This window comes from Gordonia sp. UBA7860, from assembly GCF_002500165.1.
GTDB classification, from domain to species: Bacteria; Actinomycetota; Actinomycetes; order Mycobacteriales; family Mycobacteriaceae; genus Gordonia; species Gordonia sputi.
The window spans coordinates 1-18,874 of record NZ_DLSO01000063.1 but is presented as its reverse complement, the minus strand read 5'-3'; the positions used below and the strand labels follow the sequence as shown (position 1 = coordinate 18,874).

20 protein-coding genes are annotated in these 18,874 nt (G+C 65.5%); 12 read left to right on the top strand and 8 right to left on the bottom strand.

Annotation, left to right across the window (positions count from 1 at the left end; all coding sequences use genetic code 11):
- Positions 1-7 precede the first annotated feature (7 nt).
- The 4 genes from B3T59_RS08825 to dmpG all read left to right on the top strand — a co-directional run bounded on the left by B3T59_RS08825 (position 8) and on the right by dmpG (position 3,835).
- Entirely contained in the window at positions 8-859 is an 852-nt protein-coding gene (locus B3T59_RS08825; protein ID WP_287002038.1) for an SDR family NAD(P)-dependent oxidoreductase, read from the top strand.
- A gap of 157 nt (positions 860-1,016) precedes the next feature.
- Entirely contained in the window at positions 1,017-1,805 is a 789-nt protein-coding gene (locus B3T59_RS08820) for a 2-keto-4-pentenoate hydratase (protein ID WP_287002026.1), read from the top strand.
- 51 nt (positions 1,806-1,856) lie between these two features.
- Positions 1,857-2,762 (top strand): acetaldehyde dehydrogenase (acetylating), encoded by a 906-nt coding sequence (locus B3T59_RS08815; protein WP_005204120.1) that lies wholly within the window; start codon positions 1,857-1,859, stop codon positions 2,760-2,762.
- Entirely contained in the window at positions 2,759-3,835 is a 1,077-nt protein-coding gene (gene dmpG / locus B3T59_RS08810) for a 4-hydroxy-2-oxovalerate aldolase (RefSeq protein ID WP_287002025.1), read from the top strand. Before B3T59_RS08815 ends, dmpG begins: the two co-directional genes overlap by 4 nt.
- A 110-nt stretch (positions 3,836-3,945) precedes the next feature.
- On the opposite strand, the gene B3T59_RS08805 is transcribed toward dmpG, so the two are convergent.
- On the bottom strand, positions 3,946-4,869 hold the full coding sequence (locus B3T59_RS08805; RefSeq protein WP_287002024.1) for a type IV toxin-antitoxin system AbiEi family antitoxin domain-containing protein: 924 nt from the start codon (positions 4,867-4,869) through the stop codon (positions 3,946-3,948).
- Positions 4,870-5,003: 134 nt separating this feature from the next.
- A complete protein-coding gene (locus B3T59_RS08800; RefSeq protein ID WP_287002023.1) occupies positions 5,004-5,807 on the bottom strand; it encodes a VOC family protein in 804 nt (267 codons plus the stop codon).
- Positions 5,808-5,942: 135 nt separating this feature from the next.
- On the opposite strand from B3T59_RS08800, the gene B3T59_RS08795 reads away from it, so the two are divergent.
- Complete coding sequence (locus B3T59_RS08795) at positions 5,943-6,485, top strand: hypothetical protein (RefSeq protein ID WP_287002022.1); 543 nt, start codon at positions 5,943-5,945, stop codon at positions 6,483-6,485.
- Here the strand turns inward: B3T59_RS08795 and B3T59_RS08790 are convergent.
- Both B3T59_RS08790 and B3T59_RS08785 read right to left on the bottom strand, forming a co-directional pair.
- Complete coding sequence (locus B3T59_RS08790; protein ID WP_287002021.1) at positions 6,439-6,855, bottom strand: hypothetical protein; 417 nt, start codon at positions 6,853-6,855, stop codon at positions 6,439-6,441. The genes B3T59_RS08795 and B3T59_RS08790 overlap by 47 nt on opposite strands.
- Positions 6,856-6,857: 2 nt before the next feature.
- Positions 6,858-8,093: a Rieske 2Fe-2S domain-containing protein gene (locus tag B3T59_RS08785; protein WP_287002020.1), complete on the bottom strand. Its 1,236-nt coding sequence runs from the start codon at positions 8,091-8,093 to the stop codon at positions 6,858-6,860.
- A 250-nt stretch (positions 8,094-8,343) separates the two neighbouring features.
- Between B3T59_RS08785 and hsaA the strand changes: the two genes are divergently transcribed.
- The 7 genes from hsaA to B3T59_RS08750 are packed head-to-tail and all read left to right on the top strand — an operon-like array spanning position 8,344 to position 14,860.
- Positions 8,344-9,546 carry a 3-hydroxy-9,10-secoandrosta-1,3,5(10)-triene-9,17-dione monooxygenase oxygenase subunit gene (gene hsaA / locus B3T59_RS08780; RefSeq protein ID WP_287002037.1) on the top strand — a complete coding sequence of 401 codons (1,203 nt, stop codon included), beginning with the start codon at positions 8,344-8,346 and terminating at the stop codon, positions 9,544-9,546.
- 18 nt (positions 9,547-9,564) lie between these two features.
- Positions 9,565-10,479, top strand: coding sequence for an iron-dependent extradiol dioxygenase HsaC (gene hsaC / locus B3T59_RS08775; RefSeq protein ID WP_287002019.1), 915 nt, complete (start codon positions 9,565-9,567; stop codon positions 10,477-10,479).
- 20 nt (positions 10,480-10,499) lie between these two features.
- A complete protein-coding gene (gene hsaB / locus B3T59_RS08770; RefSeq protein WP_251721863.1) occupies positions 10,500-11,072 on the top strand; it encodes a 3-hydroxy-9,10-secoandrosta-1,3,5(10)-triene-9,17-dione monooxygenase reductase subunit in 573 nt (190 codons plus the stop codon).
- Positions 11,069-12,271: a hypothetical protein gene (locus tag B3T59_RS08765; RefSeq protein ID WP_251721864.1), complete on the top strand. Its 1,203-nt coding sequence runs from the start codon at positions 11,069-11,071 to the stop codon at positions 12,269-12,271. Before hsaB ends, B3T59_RS08765 begins: the two co-directional genes overlap by 4 nt.
- 5 nt (positions 12,272-12,276) lie before the next feature.
- Positions 12,277-13,092: an SDR family oxidoreductase gene (locus tag B3T59_RS08760; protein WP_251721959.1), complete on the top strand. Its 816-nt coding sequence runs from the start codon at positions 12,277-12,279 to the stop codon at positions 13,090-13,092.
- The gene (locus tag B3T59_RS08755) at positions 13,085-14,224 is read left to right on the top strand and encodes a sulfotransferase family protein (RefSeq protein WP_287002018.1); all 1,140 of its coding nucleotides are present in this window, start codon (positions 13,085-13,087) and stop codon (positions 14,222-14,224) included. Before B3T59_RS08760 ends, B3T59_RS08755 begins: the two co-directional genes overlap by 8 nt.
- A 9-nt stretch (positions 14,225-14,233) precedes the next feature.
- A complete protein-coding gene (locus B3T59_RS08750) occupies positions 14,234-14,860 on the top strand; it encodes a TMEM175 family protein (protein WP_251721866.1) in 627 nt (208 codons plus the stop codon).
- Between the two features lie 39 nt (positions 14,861-14,899).
- Here the strand turns inward: B3T59_RS08750 and B3T59_RS08745 are convergent, their stop codons facing one another.
- The 4 genes from B3T59_RS08745 to B3T59_RS08730 form a co-directional block, all read right to left on the bottom strand.
- Entirely contained in the window at positions 14,900-16,012 is a 1,113-nt protein-coding gene (locus B3T59_RS08745; protein ID WP_287002017.1) for an acyl-CoA dehydrogenase family protein, read from the bottom strand.
- Complete coding sequence (locus B3T59_RS08740) at positions 16,009-16,980, bottom strand: acyl-CoA dehydrogenase family protein (protein ID WP_251721868.1); 972 nt, start codon at positions 16,978-16,980, stop codon at positions 16,009-16,011. The genes B3T59_RS08745 and B3T59_RS08740 overlap by 4 nt, the downstream gene beginning before the upstream one ends.
- Before the next feature lie 3 nt (positions 16,981-16,983).
- A complete protein-coding gene (locus B3T59_RS08735) occupies positions 16,984-18,174 on the bottom strand; it encodes an acyl-CoA dehydrogenase family protein (RefSeq protein ID WP_287002016.1) in 1,191 nt (396 codons plus the stop codon).
- Positions 18,175-18,177: 3 nt separating this feature from the next.
- The coding region (locus tag B3T59_RS08730; protein ID WP_287002015.1) for an enoyl-CoA hydratase at positions 18,178-18,874 on the bottom strand (697 nt) is incomplete at its 5' end.

The following is an 18,874-nucleotide window of genomic DNA, read 5'->3' as shown; positions in this document are numbered from 1 at the left end:
GATGCGCATGGAGCATGGGCGAGTAGCGGTGGTGACCGGCGCGAGCCGCGGCGCGGGCAGGGGAATCGCGCTCGCGCTGGGCGCGACGGTGTACGTGACCGGCCGGACCGCGAACGACGGCGACAGCGGACTACCCGGTTCGGTGAATACGACTGCTGCCGAGGTGAGCGCTCGCGGTGGCGTCGGTGTTCCGGTAGTGCTCGACCACGCCGACGACAAGGCGGTCGCGGCACTGTTCGCGCGAGTCGGTGACGAGAACGACGGGTGCCTCGACATTCTGGTCAACAACGCGCTGACCCTGCCGGACGCATTGACGGTGAAGGGTCCGTTCTGGAGCAAGCCGCTCTCGCTCACCGACCTGTTCGACGTCGGAATGCGCTCGACGTATGTCGCAAGCCATTGCGCCGCACCTCTTCTCGTGCAACGCGGTTCGGGCCTGATCGTCAACACCTCCTCCTTCGGTGGCGCCTGCTACATGCACGGACCCGCGTACGGCGCGGGCAAGGCTGCCGTCGACAAACTGGCTCACGACATGGCCGTCGACTTCCGGCCGCACGACGTCGCCGTGATCTCGTTGTGGATGGGCCTGCTGCTGACCGAGCGCACCCGTGCGGCATTCTCCGATCACCCGGATGCGTACGCCGGGTTGGCCGCCAATGCCGAATCGCCGGAGTTCGTCGGGCGGGTCATCGCCGCGCTCGCCGACGACCCCGATCGGATGTCGCGGAGCGGCCTGGTTCTCATCGCTGCCGAACTCGCCGCCGAGTTCGGCGTCGTCGACACCGACGGTCGGCAGCCGCCGTCACACCGTGCGATGCTCGGCGACCCGCCGACGTTCAGCCCTGCGGTCATCGACTGAGACGTGGGTGGCGGCCTGGGCGGTGGCGTGGGTGGCGGCATCGAAGGACTGCCGCAAAACTGGAACATGTTCTAAACTAGAACGTGTTCATGCCGTGGTGGCCTGTGTGCTCGCCGCGGTGGGTGTGATGACGTACCGACCTCGGAAGTGAGCAGAAGTGGCCGTCGACAAGGCAACTCGCGAGCAGATAGCGGCCGATCTGTGGACCGCGGAACAGACCGCGACCGCCATCGAGCGCCCGACCGACACCCATCCCGAACTCGACGTCGTCGACGCCTACGAGATCCAGCTGATCAATATCCGCAAGCGTCTCGATGCGGGTGCGAAGGTCGCAGGGCACAAGGTGGGCCTGGCGTCAGAGGCGATGCAGAAGATGATGGGCGTCGACGAACCCGACTACGGGCATCTGCTCGACGAGATGCAGTACCACGAGTCGACCCCCATCGACACGGCTCGGCTCTGCTTCCCGCGGGTCGAGGTGGAGGTCGGGTTCATCCTCGGCAAGGACTTGCCAGGCGAAGGGTGCACCAACGACGACGTCATCGACGCCGTCGAGTGGGTGGTGCCGTCGATCGAACTCATCGACTCGCGGATCACGGACTGGAAGATCACGCTCTGCGACACCATCGCCGACAACGCGTCGTCGTGCGGATGGATTCTCGGCGAGCAGCGGGTGGCCATCCGCGATATCGACACCGGCGACGTCGACGCGGTGCTGCACCGCAATGGTGAGGTCGTCGCCAAGGGCAATTCGTCGGCGGTACTCGGACATCCGCTCAACGCGGTGTCGTGGCTCGCGCGCAAGGTCGAGGGCTTCGGGGTGCGGCTGCGCAAGGGCGACCTGATCCTTCCGGGGACCGCGACACGGGCCTTCGACGTCGCGCCCGGCGACCACGTCGTCGCCGAGTTCGCGGGACTCGGCACCGTCACGCTGGACTTCGACTGAGTCTTAACAGTTTTCGTCAAGAACCATGACCACACACCCACAGGAGGCACCGTGGCGGCAACGCTGACCGCAGCCATCATCGGGTCGGGCAACATCGGCACCGACCTCATGTACAAACTCGAACGCAGTCAGGTCATCGACCCGCGCTGGATGGTCGGTATCGACGCCGACTCCGAGGGCATGAAACGTGCCGCCGACCACGGGCTGATCACCATGAGCGGCGGCGCCGACGAGTTGCTCGCGTCGTCGGAGAAGCCCGATCTGATCTTCGAGGCGACGTCGGCCTACGTGCACCGCGAGTACGCGCCGCGCTACGAGGAGGCGGGCATCATCGCCGTCGATCTCACACCCGCGGCGGTCGGGCCCGCGGTGGTGCCGCCTGCCAATCTGCGCGAGCACCTCGACGCCCCGAACACCAACATGATCACCTGCGGTGGGCAGGCGACCATCCCGATGGTGCACGCGGTGAGTTCGGTTGTGCCGGTGCCGTATGCGGAGATCGTCGCGTCGGTGGCCTCCGTCTCGGCGGGGCCGGGCACGCGCGCCAACATCGACGAGTTCACGCGCACGACGTCGAAGGGGATCGAGACGATCGGCGGTGCGCAGCGCGGCAAGGCGATCATCATCCTCAATCCGGCTGATCCTCCGATGATCATGCGCGACACCATCTTCTGCGCGATTCCCGAGGATGCCGACACCGACGCGATCGCCGCGTCGATCCATCAGCGCGAAAAAGACATCCAGGCATACGTTCCCGGCTACCGGCTGCTACAGGACCCGCAGTTCGATCCGCCCAGTGTGCTCAACGGTGGGCACGCGCGCGTCTCGATCTTCGTCGAGGTCGAGGGTGCAGGCGACTTCCTGCCGCCGTATGCGGGAAACCTCGACATCATGACGGCTGCCGCCACCAAGGTCGGCGAAGAAATCGCGAAGCAGAAGCTGGGGGTGTCGGCATGACCACGGCGACAACAGATCTCATGGCGCACGCGCGCCGCTACTCCGACACTCTCGACATCCGGATCACCGATTCGTCGCTACGCGATGGCAGCCACCACAAGCGGCACCAGTTCACCGTCGACGAGGTACGGTCCATCGTCGGCGCACTCGACGGTGCGGGTGTCCCGGTGATCGAGGTGACCCACGGCGACGGGCTCGGTGGGTCGTCGTTCAACTACGGCTTCTCCAAAACCCCTGAGCAGGAACTGATCAAGGCGGCTGCCGAGACCGCGCAGCGCGCCAAGATTGCGTTCCTGATGCTGCCGGGGCTCGGAACCAAGGATGACATTCGGGCCGCGCAGGACAATGGCGGTCAGATCTGTCGGATCGCGACGCACTGCATCGAGGCCGACGTGTCGATTCAGCATTTTGGGCTGGCTCGCGAGCTGGGTTTGGAGACTGTCGGGTTCCTGATGATGAGCCACAGTCAGCCGCCGGAAGTGCTTGCCGCACAAGCGCGCATCATGGCTGATGCCGGATGCCAGTGTGTGTACGTCGTCGACTCCGCCGGGGCGCTCGTGCTCGAAGACGTGATGGTTCGCGTGCAGGCACTCGTTGCCGAACTCGGCGACGACGCCCAGGTCGGCTTCCACGGCCACGAGAACCTCGACATCGCGGTTGCCAACTCCATCAACGCCATTCGTGCGGGTGCGCAGCAGATCGACGGATCGATCCGACGTTTCGGCGCAGGTGCGGGCAACACTCCGACGGAGGCTTTCGTCGGAGTCTGCGACAAGCTCGGGATCACCACGGGCGTCGACTTCATGAAGATTGCCGACGCCGCCCAGGACGTCGTGCGGCCCGCCATGCCGTCGGAGTGCCTCGTCGACCGCTCGTCGATGATGATGGGCTACGCGGGCTGCTACTCGAGTTTTCTCAAGCACGCCGAAGGCCATGCGGAGCGATACGGCGTCTCCGCGGCGGACATCCTGCTCGAGGCCGGAAACCGCAAACTCGTTGGTGGACAGGAGGATCAGCTCATCGATATCGCTCTCGAGCTGCGCAAGAAGGCCGACGCGAACGCTGGCGTCTGAGGGGTTCCGCGTTCGCCCACACGCGGCCCGAACGTGTAGACGCGGCTGGTACACCAGCCGCGTCCGCCCGTTCGAGCCGCGTCTGGAACCGGCGCGCTGTGTGAGGCAGGTCAGGCGGCGCCCAGTTCCAGCGTGGTGAGCCACTGCCGGACCGAGGCGGCGACCGTGCCGCGTTCCAGGTCGGCCCAGGTCCAGCGGATCACCATGACGCCGAGTCGGCGCAGTCGGTCCTCGCGCTTCTTCTCGCGCACCACGGCGTCGGTGGCATCCTCTCCTTCGCGTAAGTACTTCTGATACTTCACCTTTCCGTCGAACTCGCCGACGAGCCTGCCCGCCCAGTCGAAGTCGCTCCGCGCCACGAACCCGTCCTGATCCCGGAACTCGTGCTGCAGGCGCGGAATGGGCAGCCCCGCCTCGATCATCTGAGCCCGACACCATGACTCGCCCGGGCTCTCTGCGTTCGCATCGGCGTGGGCGAGCGCGCGACGCGCCTGTCCCACACCGCGCCGTGTGGCCCGGAGCATCTTCCGCATGACCTGACGGTCGGCGCCGAGGCGCAGTGCGGCGTCGAGCACCGCCAGTGCGCCCGCGAAACCCATCGGGCTCGTGCACGCGATGTCGACAGCGGTTCGTTCGAGCGAGCTGACCAATACGCCGTCGACCTCGACTGTCTCGCTGGGCGCGACTGCTCCGACGTGCGTGTGCCTTGTCGCCGTACGTCCGCCGTGGTTGGCGTCGCCGGTGGTGACATGCAGTCGCTGGAAGTTGGGTTTGAGCATCGGAAGCCTGTGCATTGCGGCGGCCGATTGGTGAGTCACCACTCCTGCGACGATGCCGAGCGTGGCTGACGCGATCACGGTGAGCCGGTGCGCGTCGTCGGGTGTGCGTTTCTCGATGGGCGCGAAGGCGCCGCGGCCGACACGGACGATCTCGCCGCGTCGGCACGCTCGGCGCAGATCGTCGTCGGTGAAGCCGGCCGCCAGCGCCTTCTTGCGGTAGATGATGCCGTGGTCGTCTGCGATGAACGAGGTCATGACAGCTCCGACGCGCGCGAGCGCCCGACGGTTCCACTTGCGCCCAAACGCGGCCCGAACGTGCAGACGCGGCTGGTACACCGACCGCGTCTGCAAGCTCGAGCCGCGTTTGGAGCGCAGCAGGGCCGGCCGATTTACATCCCGGCCGGCGGGTGTCCCAGCGAGATCAGTGCGCCGTTGGGGTCGTGCACCGTGGCGAGGGTGCCGTAGGGCGTGTCCGTGGCGGGCATCATGACCGAGCCGCCGAGCTCCTCAGCGCGCTTGACGGTCGCGGGTACGTCGTCGACGCAGATGTAGATCTGCCAGAAGGAGGGCAGTTCCGGCGGAAAGAGGTTGGCCGCGTCCATGATTCCGGCGTAGGCCATGTCGCCGAAGAAGACCTGCGAGTAGCGCAGTGGGTTGCCCGGCTCGACGACCTCGACGGCGCTGTTGTCGATGACCGACTCGACGCGCGCGCCGACGACCTCCGGGTAGAACACCACCGACTTGGTGTAGTCCTGGCTCACACACTCGAACCAGTACGGCGCGCCGTGGACGCCCCACTCCGCAAAGCCCTTGTGCTTGTTGGCTTTCCAGAAGCCGATCACCGCGCCGGCGGCGTCGACCGCCACGGCCATCGTGCCCTCTTCGCCGACCTCCATCGGCGGCAGCATGACGGTTCCGCCCGCTGCCTTGACCAGATCGAGAGTGGCCTCGGGGTCGTCGGTGCGTAGATACGACGACCAGACGTTGGGCACCGACCCTTCGCCCATGGCGGGCATCAGGCCGGCGATGCGGTGACCGTTGAGAGTGAAGTTCTGGTATCCGCCGAAGTCGGGGTTCGGGTCCTCGACCTTCCACCCGAACAGATCGCTGTAGAAGTCGATGGCCTTGGCGGTGTCGCTGCTCATCAGGTCGAACCAGACGGGTGCGCCGGGGGGAGCGGTGTAGTCGGTCATGGCAGTAGCTCTTCTCTGTGGTCGCTGGTCTCGGACGCTGGTACTGACCTCCATCCTTGCGAAAAGTCATCGGCGGTGTCGGTGAACACCGGAGGTCGGTGCGCGAGCGAGACCCGGGGTGGCACGCTTGACCCCATGACAGAACGTGCGCGCGCACTCGCATGGCCGCTTTTCGCGCTGTCCGGCTTGCTGATCGTCGCGTTCAGCCTGGTGTCGTGGGGCGACTCCAGCCAGGGGCTCAGCTCCAAGATCTCCGGCGTCGGACGTGTATCGGTGCCCGGTGCCGCGCCGGAAGACGTCGCATTCCTGGAAGCGCACACGCAACGTCCCGGACTGGTCACCATCGTGTTGGGTGCCGTGATCGCTGCCGTCGCGGCGGCTGGGTGGTGGCGTCGTCGGCTGCGCCCGATCGCGCTCGCAGTGATCGGGCTCGCCGCGGTCGGAGCCGCGGTGGCCGCGGCGATCGTGGTTGCCGACCCGTCCGGACAACTGCTCGACGACGCGGTGACCAGCACCCTCGACCTCGCGCCGGGCGAACAGATCCTCCAACCCGGCTACGGCGTGATCGCGGTGCTCGTCGTCGCGATTCTGCTGGCCGTCGGCGTGGTGTTTGTCAGCGCAATAGCCGTGCTCACCAGTACCCGTCGGGATCGGACTCCGGCGACTCCGCCGGGATGATCCCTTCTGCGACACCGTGATCGATGCTCGCCGACAGTCGTGAGCAGGTCGGGACGAGCGCCGGATTCCCGCCCTCGGCACGTATGCGGGCGAGTTCGTTGCACCGCTCCCGGGCGTCGGCGTTCCACTGCACGCTGGTGTGGTGCGAGCTGGTCTTCTTGACCAGCACGCACGCGTGACATCCGCGGCACTCGATCTCGGTCATGCCGCCGCGAAGATAGTGTTCGCGGTCGCGTGCCGTCGACTCGTGGACCGCGGCCCGACGCTGCGGGTCGTCGCCGAAGTCGGGTGCCTTCGACCACCCGGCGAGGGCGGGCGAGGTGCCCTGCGGGGTCTCGCCCGTCTCCGTGCGATCGGCGGCGGTGGTCATGGTCAGACGCGCGTGTCGGTGTCGGACGACGTGTCCGCGGAGGAATCGTCGGGAGCCGCAGCCTCTGCCGCCTCGCGTTCCTGCTTGCGACGCAGGTTCTCGGCCACCTCGATGCTCCAGTTCTCGACGGCCTTGGTGGTGTCGATCTCGTACTCGAAGCGCTGGGTCATCTCGTCGGTGACATCGGCGGAGTCGACGTAGAACTGCTCGTACCAGCGTCGAAGCTGGTAGACGGGACCGTCCTCTTCGACGAGAAGCGGGTTGTCGATGCGTGTCTTGTTCTTCCAGATCTCGACGTCCTGCAGGAATCCGACCTCGACGCCCTTGGAGATCTTGTGGGCCATCCGCGACGCCTGCTCGCCCGTCATGCCGTCTGGCACCTTGGCCATCACGCCGTACATCAGCACGAACGAGTTGGCGTCGATGGGGTAGTGGCAGTTGGTCAGGATGGTCTCGATCTTGAAGTCGCCATAGAACTGGACCATCGGGTTGAGCATGTACGACGGCCCGTAATACGCGGCCATCGATTCGAGTCGGCTCTCGGCGTATCCGCTGCCGAAGTCGATGTCGGGTCGGCCGTGCGAGTTCATGTACTGCGCGGCGGTCTCGCCCTCGAAAACGTTCTTGAAGTAGTCGGGCAGCGCGTAGTGGACGTAGAAGAAGTGCGCCATGTCGACGACGTTGTCGATGATCTCGCGGCAGTTGGAACCCTCGATCACCAGGCGGTTCCAGGTCCATCCGGTCCAGGCGTCACTACCGACCTCGTCGAGTTCCGGGACGACGCAGTCGTCCGGTGGTGGGTTGCCCTCCGGGTCGTTGTAGACGAAGACCTGTCCGTTGCGGATCATCGTCGGCCACGAGCGTGTCTTGGCGAGTTTGGGATTGCGCTTCGCGTACGGCACGCCCGCGCAACGTCCGTTGCCCTTCCACATCCAGCCGTGGAACGGGCATGCGACGTTCCCGTCGCGGATCGAGCCCTGGCTGAGATCGCCGCCCATGTGCCTGCAGTACGCGTCGAGGATGTTGACCTCGCCGTCGTGTATCCACAGCGCGAGTTTGGTGCCGAACACGGTGATCGAGTGGGGCTCACCGTCGTCGAACTCAGACAGGAGGCCAAGGCAGTGCCAGCCGCGCGCGAACCGTGTCGGGGGTACCCCGGTGTCGATCTCGCGCACGTCACTGTCGCGTGCCGCACCGGATGCTCCGGTGTGGGCAGCGGGTCGTGGGGTGACGGTCATCTCCGATGCTCCTTGAGGTGGGGGCTGGTCTACATCGAATACTAGAACAGGTTCCAGTATTCGTGTCCACATCGACTCTGCGCTGCCCGATCCCAGCAGTACATCGGGCCAAGGTCCCGTCTTTCCGAATATCTCGACAAAAACTAGAACCTGTTCTAATCTCAGATCTGAAACCAGTGTCTCACGACCGCGAATCGACAGGTAGGAGCCGGGCCAGATGCCAGCACATGAGCCGTCAGCACAACAATCGATGGCGCCGGGCGCGCAGACGAGCGCCGACCGGGCAGACGCGGCTGCACAGGTGCTCGAGAAGATCAACGCACTGCTGCCCGAGATCGAGCAGCGGGCGCAACAGACCGAGGACCTCCGCCAGATCCCCGACGAAACGGTGTCCAGCCTCGACGACGCGGGCTTCTTCAAGCTGCTGCAGCCGTCGCAGTGGGGCGGATACGAGGCCGACCCGGTCACGTTCTACGAAGCGGTACGCAGGATCGGCAGCGCGTGCGGATCGACAGGGTGGGTCTCGGGCATCATCGGCGTCCACAACTGGCACCTCGCTCTGTTCGATCAGCAGGCGCAGGAAGACGTCTGGGGCTCCGATCCGTCGGTGCGCATCTCGTCGTCGTACGCACCGATGGGTGCCGGCCAGGTGGTCGACGGTGGGTACGTAGTCAACGGGTCGTGGGCGTGGTCGTCGGGCAGTGGTATCGCCGACTGGGTGTTCGTCGGTGGCCCGGTCATCAAGGACGGCAAGCCCGTCGACTTCGTGAGCTTCCTGATTCCGCGTGAGGACTACAACATCAAGGACGTCTGGAACGTGGTGGGCCTGCGGGGCACCGGCTCGAACACGATCGAGGTCAAAGACGTCTTCGTGCCCAAGCATCGCATGCTGAGCTACCGCACGATGGGGATGGGTCAGGCGCCCGGACTCGAGCGCAACACCGCTCCCGTCTACAAGATGCCCTGGGGCACAATTCATCCCAGCACCATCTCGACGCCGATCGTCGGCATGGCCTACGGGGCGTACGCCGCGCACGTCGAGCATCAGGGCAAGCGTGTACGTGCCGCATATGCGGGCGAGAAAGCCAAGGACGATCCGTTTGCGAAGGTCCGGATCGCCGGTGCGGCAAGCGATATCGACGCGGCATGGCGACAGCTGTCGGGCAACCTCGCCGACGAGTACAACTACATCCTGCGTGGTGAGGAGGTGCCGATGGAACTGCGGCTCGCCGCACGACGCGACCAGGTGCGGGCAACCGGCCGGGCGATCGCCTCGATCGACACTCTGTTCGAGAACTCGGGTGCGCACGCCCTCGAGAACGGCACGCCCATCCAGCGTTTCTGGCGTGACGCCCACGCGGGACGCGTCCACGCCGCCAACGATCCCGAGCGTGCCTACGTCGCATTCGGCAACGGGGAGTTCGGAATTCCCGTCGGCGACACGATGGTCTGAGTGGAGCACGGAGAAACGATGAGCGACAGCCCCATCAGTTCCCTCGGTTACATGCGCGTCGAGGCCACCGACATGGCCGCATGGCGCGAATACGGACTCAAGGTCCTCGGCATGATCGAGGGCAAGGGTGCAACGCCCGATGCCCTATATCTGCGCATGGACGACTTTCCGGCGCGACTGGTCATCGTGCCGTCCGACCGCGACCACCTCGGCAGTACCGGCTGGGAGTGTCCCAATGCGCAAGCGCTGCAGGATGTTCGGGACCGTCTCGCGTCTGCGGGCGTGATCTTCCGCGAGGGCAAAGACGAGGAACGCGCCGATCGTCGGGTCGACGAAATGATCATCTTCGACGACCCAGCCGGCAACACCCTCGAGGTATTTCACGGTGCCGCACTCGAACATCGCCGCGTCGTCAGTCCTTACGGGCACTCGTTCGTCACCGGCGACCAGGGACTCGGCCACGTCGTACTCACCTGCGACGACGACAAAGCCGCGCTGGCCTTCTATCGCGACGTCCTCGGCTTCAAGCTGCGTGACTCGATGCGACTCCCACCGCAGGCCGTGGGCCGCGAAGAAGGCGACGAGGTTCCGTGGCTGCGCTTCCTCGGATGCAACCCGAGACATCATTCGCTCGCGTTCCTGCCGATGCCTAATGCGACGGGCATCGTGCACCTCATGGTCGAGGTCGGTGAGTCCGACGACGTGGGGCTCTGCCTCGACAGGGCGCTGCGTCGAAAAGTGCCGATGTCAGCTTCGCTCGGACGCCACGTCAACGACCTGATGCTCTCGTTCTATATGAAGACCCCCGGCGGATTCGACGTCGAATTCGGTTGTGAGGGAAGACAGGTCGACGACGGCGAGTGGGTGGCGAGGGAGAGTACCGCGGTGAGTTTGTGGGGACACGACTTCACCGTCGGATTCAAGAACCAGTGAACGAAAGGGCGAGCGCCCAGATGGCTGCGACACCGTACGGGTCAAGCGATTTCGACACACGTCAGTTCCGCACGGCGATGGGGCAGTTCTGCACCGGCGTCACCGTCATCACCACGCTGACCTCCGACGGAGCGCCGTCGGGATTCGCCTGCCAGTCGTTCGCGGCGCTCTCGCTTGATCCACCTCTCGTGCTCTTCTGTCCGCAGAAGACGTCGCGGACCTGGCGGGTGATCGAGGATAACGGAAAGTTCTGCGTCAACATCCTCTCCAACCGGCAGCAGGATGTCAGTGCGGCCTTCGGAGCGCCGGGCGACGACAAGTTCGCGGGAATCGCCTGGGACCCTTCGCCCGCTGGACTGCCCGTGATCAGACACGGATTGACGTGGGTCGAATGCTCCGTCGAACGCGTCGACGACGGCGGTGACCACCACATCGTGATCGGTCGGGCGCTGACACTCGGAGAAGTCCTGCAGGACAAACCGCTTCTCTTCTACCGGGGTGGCTATCTCTCGACCGAGCATCCGCGGGTCACCCCAGCGCAGGCCGAACTCGATAACTTCCTGACATGGACCGGAGGAGACACGTGGTTATGACGACGAATGCCATCTCGCACACAGTCGACGTGACCGGTTCCTTCACCGACGCGATCACGCAGGCACAGGCATTGGTCGCGAACGCCGACTTCGCCCGCACGGATGCCGATCTCGCAGAGGGATTCGACTATCTCGCCGGAAGTATCGCGGCAACACTGCAATTGGCGCGAGCACGCAGTCGGACCCATCCCGGGTTCGTCACCTCGACGGGACCGGCCACCAAGATGGGTCTCGACAACCCGGACACCCTCTACCTCCACGCCGACATCGAGCCGAGCGCCACGTATCGGGTCTGGGGACGCCGCGGCAGCACAACGGATCTGAGCTTCCAGGTACTGCGCGGCGATTACACACCCAGCGAGGTGCCCGGCGGCGACGATGCCTTCGACGACCGGCGGATTCCGATCAACGCCGACGGGACGTTCGAGATCGCGTTCGGGCCGGATCTGTCCGCGGCGTCTGCGCGTGACGACTACTTCGCGCTCGGCGATGGCGCGTCGATGCTCGCGGTGCGTGAGGTGTACTCCGACTGGTCGCAGCGCAGGGGAGAGATCGCCATCGAGCGTGTCGACACGGTGGGCAGCGCTCCCGCAGACCTCGACCTCGCGCGGGTGCGGCGGCGGTACGCCACCGCGGGCAAGATGCTGCTCGCACGGCTGAACACCTGGTTCAACTTTCCGAAGTGGTTCTATCTCGACGAGCCGGTCAACACCTTCACACCGCCACGGCTCACGCCCGGTGGACTGGCGACACAGTATTCGTCCGTCGGGCATTTCAGACTGCTGCCCGGTGAGGCCATGATCATCACGGTTCCGAAATCTGCTGCGCCATATCAGGGTTTTCAGCTCGGCAGCATGTGGTACATCTCGCTCGACTACGTCAACCACCAGACCAGCCTGAACTCCGCGCAGGCGCAGGTCGACCATGACGGCAAAATCCGATTGGTGGTCGCGCACGAGAATCCCGGCGTCGCCAACTGGATCGAGACCACCGGTCACGAGGTCGGGATCATGCAATTCCGTTGGCAGCGAACAGATGTGCCGATCCCGCCGGAACAAGGTCCGACGGCGCAGGTCGTCGACGCGGGCGACATCGCCGATCATCTGCCCTACCTCGACGACAACAGGCTCGACCCTGCGGGATGGGCTGCGCGAATCGCCCTCCGCCAGCGCGGCTTTGCAGAGAGAATGCTGGGGTGACCGAGATGGCGGGTGTGGGGCTCCTCGACGACAAGGTGGTCGTCGTATCCGGGGTCGGACCTGGGCTCGGTCGAGCAATCTGCCTGCGCGCGGCAGCACACGGTGCTCGCGTGGTACTCGCCGCGCGAACCGAGTCGCGACTCAAGGAGATCTCCGCCGAGGTCGACGCTGCCGGTGGCCGCTCACTTGTCGTACCGACCGACATCACCGACGACGACGCGGTCGACCAGTTGGTCGCCGCCACTCTTGCCGAGTTCGGGCGGGTGGACGTCGTCGTGAACAACGCCTTCGCGCTTCCCTCGATGAAGCCGTTGGCCCACACCGACTTCGAGCAGATCAATGCGAGTATCGAACTGACCGTACTCGGCACGCTGCGCGTCGTGAAGGCATTCACCGGGCCGCTCGCCGAGGCGGCGTCGGAGTCGTCTTCGCGGCGAGCGACGAGTGCGATCGTCAACATCAATTCGATGGTGATCCGACACTCCGAACCGCGTTACGGCAGCTACAAACTCGCGAAGTCGGCGCTGCTGGCGATGTCGCAGACGTTGGCCACGGAGTTGGGTGACAAGCGGATAAGGGTGAACTCCGTTGCGCCGGGATACATCTGGGACGATCAGCTCAAGTGGTACTTCGGCGAGGTCGCCAAGAAGTACGGCATCAGCGAGGACGACGTCTACGCGCAGACCGCCGCGCGCTCCGACCTCAAGCGGCTGCCGGAGCCGGACGAGATCGCTGACGCCGTCGTGTTTCTCGCCTCCGACGCGGCCAGTGCGATCACCGGCCACACTCTCGACGTGAACTGTGGGGAATACCATGACTGAGTCAGTCGGCAGGCGCAACGTCGGAACAGTAGACGATCTGCACGAATCTGCCATGAGAACAACGGGTCTCGATGACTTCGGCGATGACGCATACCTCGAGCCGCTCGGCGTCCTTCTCGATTCGTACGCGAAGGAAGCGGGCCTCACCGAGCTCGGTAGCAAGATGTTCCGGTACTTCCTCAAGGGGGCGTTGATCGCTCGACTGATGAGCGAAGCGTCGTGGCGGGCCACCCCGTCGTATGCCGACGTCGAGATCACCCGTCCGATCTTCGTGACCGGCCTGCCCCGCACCGGCACGACGGCCCTGCATCGACTGCTCGCCGCCGACCCTGCACACCAGGGACTCGAGATGTGGCTGACAGAGTTTCCGCAGCCACGGCCGCCGCGCGAGCAGTGGGCAAACAATCCGGTCTATCAGCAGATCGATGCCGGTATCGCGCAGCACCACGTCGAGAATCCGGAGTTCATGGGTCTGCACTATCTCGACGCCGGCGAGGTCGAGGAGTGCTGGCAGTTGTTGCGGCAGAGCATCATGTCGATCTCGTACGAATCGCTCGCCTACGTGCCGACGTACTCGAGGTGGCTCGCCGAGCAGGACTGGACACCGGCCTACGCGCGGCATCGTCGAAACCTTCAGATGATCGGTTCGAATGATCCCGGCAAGCGATGGGTGTTGAAGAACCCGAGTCATCTCTTCGCGCTCGACGCGCTGATGGCGGTGTATCCCGACGCCCTGGTGATTCAGACGCATCGCGCGCCGGAGACGATCATCGCGTCGATGTGCAGCCTCGCCGAGCACGCCACCCCGGGGTGGTCGACGGTGTTCGTCGGCGACACGATCGGCCGGACACAACTCGAACTCTGGTCGCGTGGATTACACCGATTCTCGCAGGCGCGTGCGCAATACGACGAGTCGCAGTTCCTCGACGTCGACTTCGACGATCTGCGGGCAGATCCGCTCGGGACCGTCGAACGTGTGTATGCGGCGCTGGGCACCGAGATCTCCGGAGAGGCGCGTGCAGCGATGGTCGCACTCGATGCGGAGAGCGCATCAGGTGCGCGGCGGCCACAGCACCGGTATGCCCTGTCGGATTACGGATTCACCGAGGCGGAGGTCGCCGCGGCGTTCTAGAGTCGGGGCATGGCAGTACCCAAAGGGCGGCGTACCGCCGAGGGTTTTCGACGGTTGATCGCCTTCGCCGATGCGGTGGTTGCCATCGCGCTGACCCTGTTGGTCCTGCCCCTTGCCGAGATCGGCAAGGAGGTCGGGAGCGATACGACGGTGGTCGCGGTGTTTCGTGATCATTCCAGTGAGATTGTCGGCTTCCTGATCAGCTTCTTCGTGATCTGGGTGTTGTGGCGCAATCACCATCGCACGATCGAATACTTCGATGCCTACGACCGGGTGTTGTTCGACTTGCACCTGGTGTGGCTGTTCACCATCGTCGTGCTGCCCTTCGCCACCTCGCTCATCAGTGGTCCGACGTTGAAGTGGGGGACGGCGTTCTACATCGCGGTGCTCCTGGTGTCGGTGTCGTGCCTGGTGGCGATGGGCGAGTGGGGTAGAAAGCACCTGGAGCTGTTGGCGACGGGGCCGGATGTCGACGAGTGGGTGGCGAGTGCGCCCGATCTCGGAACGGTGATTGCGCTCGTCGTGGCGCTCGTCGGGTCGGTGGTGGTGCCGCAGTGGGGGAGTTGGTGGCTGTTGGTTCTGTTCCTGGCGGGTCCCGCGGACAAGATCGTCGCCGCCGTGGCCCCGCGCAGGTAGGTCTCGACAGGCGGTGGGCGCGCTCGACCAGCGGCTCGGCTAGCCGCGCAGGGCGTCGACCATCTCGGCGACGACGTCGTGTGGTTGGCCGAAGAGCTGGGCGCTGCCGTGGGCGCGCTTGAAGTAGAGCCCGATGTCGTGCTCGGCGGTGATCCCGATGCCGCCGTGGATCTGGATCGCCTCGCCCGCGACGGTGGCGAACGATTCAGAGCAGTAGACGTGGGCGGACGCCGCGAGGTCGGCGGCATTCGGGTCGTCGGAGACGACGGCCTCGATGGCCGCCTGTGCGAGCGATCGCGACGACTCGACGAGCGTGTACATGTCGGCCATGCGGTGTTTGAGCGCCTGGAACGACCCGATGATCCGGCCGAACTGCGTCCTCGACGATGCGTGCTCCACGGCGAACCGCAGCGCGCGGTCGGCGGCACCGACCTGTTCGGCGGCCAGGAGCGCCCAGGCCAGCGTGCGCAGTCGCGCCACCACGTTGCCCTCCGCGGTGACCGCTGTGGCCGCGGTGTCGTCGAAGGTGACGCGGGCCAACGGCCGTGTCGGGTCGACCGTGGGGAGTGCGGTCACCTCGACGCCGTCGGCGTTGGCGTCGACGACGTGCAGTGTGACGCCGGACGGTGTGCCGGCGAGGACGAGCAACAGGTCGGCGGACTCGCCGTCGATGACGAACTCTGCTGTGCCGGTGAGTAATCCGGCCTCGCTGGAGACACCGGGGCTGTCCCAACCCGTCGCGCCCGCCCAGCACAGACTCGCGATGCGATTTCCGGATGCGATCTCTGGAAGGAGTCGCGCGCACGCGTCGGTATCGCCGCTGAGCAGTAGTGCGCCGGTGGCGAGTGCGGTCGAGAAGACCGGCACGGGACTCAACGTCGCGCCGAGTTCCTCGAGCACCGTTGCGGTTTCGACGAACGACGCCCCAGCCCCGCCGAACTCTTCGGGGACTGCGAGTGCCGCCACGCCGATCTCGTCGCACAGCGTGCGCCATAGGGCGTCGTCGAACCGGCGGGATGTGCGCATCGCCTCACGCACCGCTGCCGAGTCGGATCGCTTGGCCAAAAGGTCGGCGACGGACTGGCGCAACGCATCCCGTTCCTCGGTGGATACCGCGCTGTCTGTTGTCGCGCGATGTGTCGTCGTGCTCACAGCGACTCCAGAATCCGCGCACGATGCTGGGCCGGCGTACCCCACGCGCTCACCAGTGCGCGAGTCTTGGTGAGGTACAACGACAGATCGTGTTCGGAGGTGTATCCGATCGCACCGAGAACCTGAAGAGATCGCCGGGATGCCAGGTAGGCGGCGTCGGCCGCTGCGACCTTGGCCGCGGAGATGTCACGGCTCGCGTCGACGCCCTCGGGAACTCTGCCGTCGATGCCGACCGCTGCACCGTGGACGAGTGGGCGCGCCATTTCGAGGGCGATCGCGACGTCGGCGAGGTGATGCTTGACCGCCTGGAACGATCCGATCTGGCGCCCGAATTGCTTGCGTGACAACGCATAGTCGGACGCGATTCGGAGCATCGTCGAGCCGAGGCCGAGTAGTTGAGCGGCGGTGGCCAGTGCGCCGAACTGTGCGGCCCGGCCGCCATCGACACCCTCTGCGATCGCCTCGTCCGGGCGCACCGTGGACACCGTTCGCGTGGGATCGACCGACTGCGCCGTGTCGTCGACCGTCGCGAGCGACAACACGCCGTTGTCGACGACGTACACGCGTTCGGCAGCATCGGTGTCGGCTGCGCGCGGCGACAGTGGCGCGATTGCCGCCGAACTCAGCCGCCCGGATGCCGCGGCGTCGAGCGCATCTGACTCTGTGGCCGACCGCAGCAGGATCGGCACCACCGCAACGGATTCGACGATCGGCCCGGGCAGTGCGTGCCGCCCGATCTGTTCTAGTGCGACGACCATCTCGACGGCGCCTGCTCCGGCGCCACCGTGCTCCTCGTCGATGAGCAGTCCGAAGACGCCGATGTCGGCGAGCTGTTGGAAGACGCCTGCCGCGGGCGAGTGATCACCGTCGGCCCACGCCCGTGCGACGGCGGGCGTGTCGGCTTTTGCGAGGAGCGTGTCGACACTCGACGCGAGGTCGTCGTGGATATCGGACAGCAGAAAGTCCATCGTTCACCTATCCCCGCGCGGGAGGCCGAGCAGACGCTCCGCGATCACATTGCGCTGAATCTCGTTGGTGCCTGCGTAGATCGGCCCGGACAGGGAGAAGAGATAGCCGTCAACCCATGCGTCGTCGATCTCGGCGTCGGTGCCCCGTAGTTCCAGGGCAGTTTCGTGGGCCGCGATGTCCCACTGCGACCAGAAGACCTTGTTGATCGACGATTCCATGCCCAACTGGCCACCGGCGGCGAGCCTGCTGACCGTCGCGTACGTCGATAGCTCGTAGGCCCGCGAGCCGATCCAGGCGTCGGCAACGCGTGTATCGACGCCGGAGGTCGTGGGTACGTTGTCTCGCTGCGCTTTCCACAGATCGACGAGACGGTCCGTGGTGGCGAGGAAGCGACCAGGAGAACGCAACGACAACCCGCGCTCGTTGGCGGCGGTACTCATCGCGACCCGCCAGCCGTTGTCGACGTCGCCGATGACGCCGGAGCTCGCGCGATCGGTCGGGTCGTCGGGAACGAAGACGTTCTCGCAGAAGACTTCTGCGAATCCCGGCTCGCCGTCGAGTTGGGGGATCGGCCGCACCGTGACGCCCGGGCTGCGAAGGTCGAACATGAAGTAGGTGAGTCCGCGGTGCCGAAGGCGCCTGTCGTCGGGGTGGCGTTGCGCCTCTTTGTCGGTGCGGAACAGTCCGAATGCCCAGTCGGCGAAGCTCGACCGGGAACTCCATGTCTTCTGGCCGTTGAGAAGCCAGCCGCCGTCGGTGCGGGTGGCCGTCGAGCGGAGTGACGCCAGATCGCTGCCGGCTTCGGGTTCGCTCCATGCCTGGCCCCAGATATCGTCGGCACGCGCCATGCGAGGCATGATGCGGGCCAGTTGTTCGGGGTGCGCGTGCTCGAAAAGCGTTGGTGCCAGTAGGAAGATGCCATTCTGACTCACCCGTCCCGGTGCGCCTGCGCGGTAGTACTCCTCCTCGAAGATGACCCAGTGCAGGAGCGGGGCGTCGCGGCCACCGAATTCCTCTGGCCAGCTCACCACCGACATGCGGTCGGCGGCCATTGTTCGTTCCCACTCCCGGTGCGCCTCGAAACCCTCGGCCGTGTCCATCGAGGGAAGTGGTTGTGCGGGAACATGATCTGCGAGCCAGGCGCGCACCTCGGAGCGGAACTCGTCAGCGGCGTCGTCAAACGTCAGGTCCATGGGTCAGCGTCCGTTCGACGTCGAACCAGCGGACGCCTTCATCGACTTGGCGTCCATACCGCCGAGCGAATCTCCGCCGGAGGATTCGGCATTGGCCGAATGGGCGAAATGGTGCCAACCGAATACCGAGTCCATCGCGGTGCGCATGCCCATCTGGTCCTCGCAGATGTTCACCGCCCTCTTGGACAAGAACAGTCCCTGCATCGGCATCGCGACGATGTTCTCGCAGATCGCATCGACCTTGGCGGCCAGGCCATCCCGCTCGACGACGTGGTTGACCATGCCCCACTGTTCCGCCTGTATCGCGGTGAAACGCTCGCCGGTGAAGAGGATCTCCTTGGCTCGACGTGGCCCCAGCACGTAGGCGTGTGCGAAGTACTCGACGCCCGGAATACCCATGCGTGCAACGGGATCGGAGAAGAACGCGTCGTCGGAGGCGACGATGAAGTCGCATACCCAGGCGAGCATCAGTCCGCCCGCGATGCATGCGCCGTGCACGGCCGCGATCATCGGCTTCGGGATCTCCCGCCACCGCCTGCACATCCCGAGGTAGACCTCGGTCTCGCGGGCGAGACGTTGATCGGCTCCCGACTTGTCTGTGTGGTCCCAGTGCAGGGCGGCGACGTTGTCGTAGTACGTGTCGAAGTCGCGTTCCGGGGTACCGATGTCGTGGCCCGCCGAGAAGTGTTTGCCGTTGGCG

Coding starts and splice junctions, on each gene's coding strand:
- B3T59_RS08760 (WP_251721959.1), top strand. CDS start 12,277: ATGGCGGGTGTGGGGCTCCTCGACGACAAGGTGGTCGTCGTATCCGGG.
- hsaC (WP_287002019.1), top strand. CDS start 9,565: ATGAGCGACAGCCCCATCAGTTCCCTCGGTTACATGCGCGTCGAGGCC.
- B3T59_RS08785 (WP_287002020.1), bottom strand. CDS start 8,093: ATGACCGTCACCCCACGACCCGCTGCCCACACCGGAGCATCCGGTGCG.
- B3T59_RS08825 (WP_287002038.1), top strand. CDS start 8: ATGGAGCATGGGCGAGTAGCGGTGGTGACCGGCGCGAGCCGCGGCGCG.
- hsaA (WP_287002037.1), top strand. CDS start 8,344: ATGGCGCCGGGCGCGCAGACGAGCGCCGACCGGGCAGACGCGGCTGCA.
- B3T59_RS08795 (WP_287002022.1), top strand. CDS start 5,943: ATGACAGAACGTGCGCGCGCACTCGCATGGCCGCTTTTCGCGCTGTCC.
- B3T59_RS08805 (WP_287002024.1), bottom strand. CDS start 4,869: ATGACCTCGTTCATCGCAGACGACCACGGCATCATCTACCGCAAGAAG.
- B3T59_RS08800 (WP_287002023.1), bottom strand. CDS start 5,807: ATGACCGACTACACCGCTCCCCCCGGCGCACCCGTCTGGTTCGACCTG.
- B3T59_RS08755 (WP_287002018.1), top strand. CDS start 13,085: ATGACTGAGTCAGTCGGCAGGCGCAACGTCGGAACAGTAGACGATCTG.
- B3T59_RS08765 (WP_251721864.1), top strand. CDS start 11,069: ATGACGACGAATGCCATCTCGCACACAGTCGACGTGACCGGTTCCTTC.
- B3T59_RS08790 (WP_287002021.1), bottom strand. CDS start 6,855: ATGACCACCGCCGCCGATCGCACGGAGACGGGCGAGACCCCGCAGGGC.
- B3T59_RS08740 (WP_251721868.1), bottom strand. CDS start 16,980: ATGGACTTTCTGCTGTCCGATATCCACGACGACCTCGCGTCGAGTGTC.
- hsaB (WP_251721863.1), top strand. CDS start 10,500: ATGGCTGCGACACCGTACGGGTCAAGCGATTTCGACACACGTCAGTTC.
- dmpG (WP_287002025.1), top strand. CDS start 2,759: ATGACCACGGCGACAACAGATCTCATGGCGCACGCGCGCCGCTACTCC.
- B3T59_RS08735 (WP_287002016.1), bottom strand. CDS start 18,174: ATGGACCTGACGTTTGACGACGCCGCTGACGAGTTCCGCTCCGAGGTG.
- B3T59_RS08750 (WP_251721866.1), top strand. CDS start 14,234: ATGGCAGTACCCAAAGGGCGGCGTACCGCCGAGGGTTTTCGACGGTTG.